The sequence below is a fragment of the Streptomyces nanshensis genome, assembly GCF_001751255.1.
GTDB classification, from domain to species: domain Bacteria; phylum Actinomycetota; class Actinomycetes; order Streptomycetales; family Streptomycetaceae; genus Streptomyces; species Streptomyces nanshensis_A.
The window spans coordinates 1-6,233 of the sequence record NZ_LJGW01000686.1 but is presented as its reverse complement, the minus strand read 5'-3'; the positions used below and the strand labels follow the sequence as shown (position 1 = coordinate 6,233).

The 6,233-nt window shown below is 71.2% G+C and carries 6 protein-coding genes; 3 read left to right on the top strand and 3 right to left on the bottom strand.

Going from position 1 to position 6,233, the window contains the following annotated elements:
• The first annotated feature begins 201 nt into the window (after positions 1-201).
• Together AN218_RS31765 and AN218_RS31760 are read left to right on the top strand one after the other, a co-directional pair.
• Entirely contained in the window at positions 202-1,443 is a 1,242-nt protein-coding gene (locus AN218_RS31765) for an acetyl-CoA C-acetyltransferase (RefSeq protein WP_070020485.1), read from the top strand.
• Between the two features lie 239 nt (positions 1,444-1,682).
• The gene (locus tag AN218_RS31760; protein WP_070020484.1) at positions 1,683-2,717 is read left to right on the top strand and encodes a hypothetical protein; all 1,035 of its coding nucleotides are present in this window, start codon (positions 1,683-1,685) and stop codon (positions 2,715-2,717) included.
• Here AN218_RS31760 and AN218_RS31755 read toward each other — a convergent pair.
• On the bottom strand, positions 2,701-3,039 hold the full coding sequence (locus AN218_RS31755) for a hypothetical protein (RefSeq protein WP_079132807.1): 339 nt from the start codon (positions 3,037-3,039) through the stop codon (positions 2,701-2,703). The two genes, AN218_RS31760 and AN218_RS31755, sit on opposite strands and share 17 nt — an antisense overlap.
• A gap of 98 nt (positions 3,040-3,137) precedes the next feature.
• Here AN218_RS31755 and AN218_RS31750 point away from each other — a divergent pair, with 98 nt between their 5' ends.
• Positions 3,138-3,365: a DUF4287 domain-containing protein gene (locus tag AN218_RS31750; RefSeq protein ID WP_070020482.1), complete on the top strand. Its 228-nt coding sequence runs from the start codon at positions 3,138-3,140 to the stop codon at positions 3,363-3,365.
• A 113-nt stretch (positions 3,366-3,478) separates the two neighbouring features.
• Here AN218_RS31750 and AN218_RS31745 read toward each other — a convergent pair whose 3' ends face one another.
• Both AN218_RS31745 and AN218_RS31740 read right to left on the bottom strand, forming a co-directional pair.
• Complete coding sequence (locus AN218_RS31745; RefSeq protein WP_070020481.1) at positions 3,479-4,315, bottom strand: Bax inhibitor-1/YccA family protein; 837 nt, start codon at positions 4,313-4,315, stop codon at positions 3,479-3,481.
• A gap of 160 nt (positions 4,316-4,475) precedes the next feature.
• A partial coding sequence (locus AN218_RS31740) for a complex I subunit 5 family protein (protein WP_070020480.1) occupies positions 4,476-6,233 on the bottom strand: 1,758 nt, incomplete at its 5' end.

The following is a 6,233-nucleotide window of genomic DNA, read 5'->3' as shown; positions in this document are numbered from 1 at the left end:
CCCCGCGCCGAAGGCCCCGGACCGGCTGCCGCGCCAGCGGCCACCCCGCGACCCAAGCAAGCGCTTAGAAAAGAGTCTCTCATCACACCCTGCGCCCCGTGACCCCGGCGCTACGGGGAGGTAGCTTCCCGCACGGAGCCCGCTCCCCGCCGGCCCCGCCCGCACAACACCGATCTCCGACTTCCGACCTCTGGAGCCGTGATGCCCGAAGCAGTGATCGTCTCTGCCGCCCGCTCACCCATCGGACGCGCCTTCAAGGGGTCGCTCAAGGACGTACGTCCGGACGATCTGACCACCGAGATCGTGCGGGCCGCCCTCGACAAGGTGCCGGAGCTGGACCCCGCGCAGATCGACGACCTGATGCTGGGCTGCGGTCTGCCGGGCGGCGAGCAGGGGCACAACCTGGGCCGCGTCGTCGCCGTACAGCTCGGCATGGACCACCTCCCGGGCTGCACCGTCACGCGTTACTGTTCCTCCTCGCTCCAGACGACCCGCATGGCCATGCACGCCATCAAGGCGGGCGAGGGCGACGTGTTCATCTCGGCCGGCGTGGAGACCGTCTCCCGTTCGGTCAACGGGAGTTCGGACGGGATGCCGGGCACCCACAACCCCCTCTTCGCCGACGCCGAGGCCCGTACCGCCGAGCGCGCCGAGAAGGGCGGCCTGGGGGACCCGACGCGGTCAGCGGGATGGGAGGACCCCCGTCAGGACGGTCAACTCCCGGACGTCTACATCGCGATGGGGCAGACCGCCGAGAACCTCGCGCGCCACAAGGGCGTCACGCGCAGGGACATGGACGAGTTCGGCGTGCGCTCGCAGAACCTCGCGGAGAAGGCCATCGCGGACGGCTTCTGGGAGCGGGAGATCACACCGGTCACCACGCCGGACGGCACCGTCGTCGCCAAGGACGACGGCCCCCGCGCGGGCGTGACCCTGGAGGGCGTCGAGGGGCTCAAGCCCGTCTTCCGCCCGGACGGGCTGGTCACCGCCGGCAACTGCTGCCCCCTCAACGACGGTGCCGCCGCGCTGGTGGTCATGTCCGACACCAAGGCACGGGAGTTGGGCCTGACGCCGCTGGCCCGCGTCGTCTCCACGGGCGTCTCCGGCCTCTCCCCCGAGATCATGGGCTACGGCCCGGTCGAGGCCAGCAAGCAGGCGCTGGCACGCGCGGGCATGACCATCGGCGACATCGATCTCGTCGAGATCAACGAGGCGTTCGCCGCGCAGGTCATCCCGTCCTACCGGGACCTGGGCATCGACCTCGACAAGCTGAACGTCAACGGCGGCGCGATCGCCGTCGGGCACCCCTTCGGCATGACCGGCGCCCGCATCACCACCACGCTGCTCAACTCCCTACGCTGGCACGACAAGCAGTTCGGTCTGGAGACCATGTGCGTCGGTGGCGGCCAGGGCATGGCCATGGTGCTGGAGCGTCTGAGCTGACGCCGCCGGGGATGTGATTTATCCCCCTGCGCTCTGACGTTTGCCCTGCTCACGGAGTCGGTGCCGGGGAGGTGCGAGGACACCTCTGTCCTATTCACGGCGTTTGGGACTACCGTCGTTCCTCATCGAGCCCGGGGACGCACCGGGCTCGGTTCCGGGCCACGGGGAGGCCCGGGCTCAGGCTTCACATCCTGGGGGGACCGTTCGGGGGGAACCGCACGGAACCGGGAGTTACGTCAGTGAGCGCCATATCTCTGCTGCTGCTCGCGACCGCGGCGACGTCCGCCGCGGTCGGGGGCGCCGCCCTGCACTCGGCACGCGGCCTGCGCCGCCGGCTCGACGAGTGCCCGCGGGACGCGCACACCCACGACGCGAAGGTGCCGCGCGCACGGTCCGCCGAGGAGATCCGCAGCATCGTCGTCGAGGCGATCGCGGAGGAGCGCGAACGCGAACTGGCCGAGGCCCGCGCCCTGTGGGCCGCGCAGGAGACGGGCCGGGACGGTGCGCCGCCCGTGGACGGTACGACGCTGGCGGGCCGCGGCACGGAGTACGAGGTCGCCCCGCTCCTCGACGCCCTGCTCGACGGCCGCCTCGACGACGAGGCCCTGGCGGCGCTCCGCGAACTGCGCGACCGCGACGCCGACCGCGATCTGCGGGACCTGCGCGATCTCGGCGACATACGGGATGCACCCCAGCCGGGGATCTTCGTACCGCGCCAGATCGGCCGCGACCTGGAGGGCACGGAGAGCCTGGACGGACTGGACGGACTGGACGGCATCGATCGCCTCGACGGCCCGGAGGGACCGGAGAGCCTGCCGGAACCGGCGGAGCCCGCCGACGCCGACGGCCGCGAACACCCCGACCTGGCCGCGGCCCGCCGCCGTCACCCCTCGGAGCCCGACTTCACGCTCCGCGGTGAGCCCGCGGAACCGTCCGTGCCCGCGCAGGCGCCCCCGCGCGCCAGGAGCACCGCCGGTCACGAGCACACCGTGGGCCGCCTCGCGGAGCTGGCGGAGGCCCGTACACCGCTCGCGGACGTACGGCAGGGCCCGCTGGGCACGCTGGACGTCTATCTCTTCCAGGACGGTACGACGGTGTGCCTCTCCCCCGGCCACCGCGAGACCGCGGAGGCACTGTGCGAGGCGCTGCGCGAAGGGGACGTGCCGGTGCTGATGGGCGGCTCGACGGTCTCCGGCGCGTACGCCCTGACGTTCGCCTACGGCGAGGGCCGTACCGCGTATCTGCTCGCGGACCGCGTCATCGCTTCCCGGTAGCGGCCTCGGCGATACGGACGGTGGCGAGCTGTACCAGGCTTACGGCGTCGGCGAGTTCATGATCGCCGTCAACGTCCCGCAGGATTTCCGCCAGATCGTGTGCCGCGACCAAGAGCTGGTCGCCCACCGCGAAAACGCCCACGTCCGGCAGCTCCAGCGGGGCGCTCTGCGGGAACTCCAGACGCTGCGCCCGTACCGCCAACTCCCGTGCCAGCGCGAGCCCTTCGGCCGCCGCGCCCCTGCGCAGCGCGCTCTCGGGAAGCGTCCGCAGACGGTCGGCGGCGGGCTCCACGGCGGTGAGGAGAGGGGCTGCATCGGGCACGTCGCAAGCGTATGCGCCCCCGACGGACTGTTGCCAACGTCCGCGCACTCAGGCACCTTGGCGGGAAGTACTCCAAAAGGCAGCATCCGGAGGCGCCGATGTCCCAGATCCTCTCCGAAGAGACCCACCGGAACATGCTCAGCCGCATCCCTCAGTGCACCGGACGAGAAGTGTCCGACTGGCTGCGGACCGTCGACGAAGGCCCTTCCCTCTTCCGTTTCGAGGAGAAGGTGAGCTGGCTCCGCGGCGAGCACAACCTCGCCTACGGCCACGCGAAAGCGATCATTCACGAGCACGATCTGCGGCGCGCCGCGCGCCATCTGTAGCAGGGCCCCTCCAGACTCTCCCGGATCCTTCCGGACCTTTTCGCATACCCGCACGCGAAGGGCCCGTGAGGCGGTCGCCGCCTCACGGGCCCTTCGGCTGTCCGCGCCGGGCGTCAGTCGTTGCCCTGCAGGATCGCGATCAGCCGCAGGAACTCCAGGTAGATCCACACGAGCGTCAGCGTCAGACCGAAGGCGGCCAGCCACGACTCCTCGCGGGGAGCGCCGTAGGAGATGCCGTCCTCGACCTGCTTGAAGTCGAGCGCCAGGAAGAGCGCGCCGATCAGGATGCCGGCGATCCCGAAGAGGATGCCCATGCCGCCGCTGCGGAAGCCGAGCCCGTCACCGCCGCCGAAGACGGCGAACAGCATGTTCACCATCATCAGCAGGACGAAGCCGATCGCGGCGGCCATCGCGAAGCGGTAGAACCGCTGCGTGACCCGGATGATCCGGGTCTTGTACATCACCAGCACCGCGGCGAAGACCGCCATGGTGCCCAGCACGGCCTGCATGGCAGCGCCGTCCGCGATGTAGGTGTCGACGTAGTTGCTGATGGCGCCGAGGAAGAGACCTTCCAGGGCGGCGTACGCCAGGATCAGCGCCGGAACGGCCTTGCGCTTGAAGGACTGGACGAGCGCCAGCACCATCGCGACGAGCCCGGCACCGATGGCCAGCGGAAGCGCCAGGTCGGTGATCCAGGCGACGGTCGCCATGACGACGACGAGGCCCACCGTCATGCCGGTACGGGCGACGACGTCGTCCATCGTCATCCGGCCGGTCTGCGGCGGTGCGGCCGGCGGCGCCCCGTAGGGCTGACCCACCGTCTGCTGCTGGGCGTAGGGGTTGTTCGCGTACGGGTTCCCGGCCTGCGGCTGCTGGCCGGCGTCGAAACCGGCGTAGCCGCCTGAGCGGCTGAACCCCCGTCGCGAGAAGACCGGGTTGCTGCTCCTCATCTCACTCCTCCATGGCCGCACGGCACGGCACTAGCCTTCAGAGTAATGCGTTAGCAAAAACAGCACGCTACTCCAGTGTCAAGAACGATGAAAAGCGACGGCTGGTTCCGTCTTGGTTCCGTTCTTGTACCGCTGCGCGACCGCTGCCACACGGGAGGCGTCAGCCGGGTGTATGCGTGCCCGGCGCAAGAAGCAGTGTGAGCAGTGCGATACCGGCGACCGTCCAGGCCACGTAGTCGCCGATGTGTCCCGACTGGAGGCGGCGCAGCGGGAGGAGCAGGCGTTCGGTGAGGGTGGCGGCGCGGTGGCGGCGGAGGCCCAGCAGGGTGACGCCGATACCGAGGGCCGTGGAGAGCAGGCCGAGGAGGACGCCGGTGCTCGTCCAGTCCGCCGCAGGAACCGCTGTGTGCACGGGAGTTCGGCCGTCGAGCACCGCGGCCGCGTAGCCCTCGTGCGAGGTGAAGAACCGCGCCGCGGAGGCGGTGCCGGTCGCCCACTGCGGGACGAGCCCGGAGACGAGCGCCAGTAGCAGCAGCGCCGCGGGGACGGCGAGCATCGTGCCGGGGATGCGGCGCAGCCGGGTTCCGGTCTCGGGCTCCTCGTCTCCCGGGGTGCCGTCCTCATCGTCCGTACCGTCGGCGTCGGTTGACTCCGCTTCCGCGTCGGCCCCGCCGCGCTGTCGCGGCTCGTGCGCCGTCCCCGCGCCGTGTTCCCCGTCGTACGGGCGCGGGCCCGCGCCGGCGAAGACGCGCAGTCCCGCGCGCAGCACCGCGCCGCCCGTCACCGCCGAGACCAGGACGAACACCGCGGTCAGCCAGTGCCCGGTGTGGCCCGCGGCCTCCTCCGCCACCGCCTTGCCCAGCGACGTGCCGAACGGCGGCAGACCGCAGACCGCGAGACCGCAGACGAGGAACAGCGCGCCGGTGACGGGCAGTTCGCGTGCCCGGCCGTACAACTCGTGCTCGTCCACGGACGCGTAGCGGTCGAGCAGGATGCCCGCGCACGCGAACAGGGCCGCCTTGACGCAGCCGTGTGCCAGTACGTACATCGCCGTACCGGCCGTGCCCTGCGGCGTCAGCACGCCGACGCCGATCAGGAACAGGCCGGTGTGCGACACCGTCGAGAACGCCAGCAGCCGCTTGAGATGCCGCTGCCGCCAGCTCATCGCCGCGCCGAGCAGCGCGGTGACGACGCCCACCGTGACGAGGGTCCGGGTGACCGCGTGCGGCGGCAGTCCGCCCGGTCCTGCGAAGACCGTCCAGTAGAGCCGGGCGAGACCGAAGACGCCCAACTCGACCATGACGCCCGACAGCAGCATGCACACGGGGCTGGGCGCGACGGCGTGCGCGTCCGGGAGCCAGAAGTGGAACGGGACGGCCGCCGCCTTGACCAGCAGCCCCGAGGCCACCAGGACGAAGGCGGCGAGGACGAGGGCGTCCGGGTGCCGTCCGTCGAGGCCGCGGCCGATCTGGGCGAGGCCGAGTTCGCCGGTGCGCGCGTACAGCAGCGCGATGCCCAGCAACATCGCGTAGCCGCCCAGGGAGTTGACGATGCCGAACGCCAACGCACCCTGCACAGGCCGCCGTTCCTCGACGCGGAACCCGGTGAGCGCGTACGCGACGACGCCCATCAGCTCGAAGAACACGAACGAGTTGAAGAGGTCGCCCGTGAGGCAGAAGCCGCACATGCCCGCCTGGAAGAGCAGGATCAGCGCCGGGAACGAGCGGCGCGGCGGTTCCTCGAAGTACCGCCAGGAGTAGACGAGTACGGCCACCACGAGCAGCGAGGTGAAGGCCGCCAGCCCCAGCGACACCGGCTCGCCCGCCAGCACGATCCCCACGCCCTGCCCGCCGGGCCCCGGCCGCCAGCCGCCCAGCCAGTCGACGGCGAACGGGTCGCCGCGCGCACCGCCCAGCAG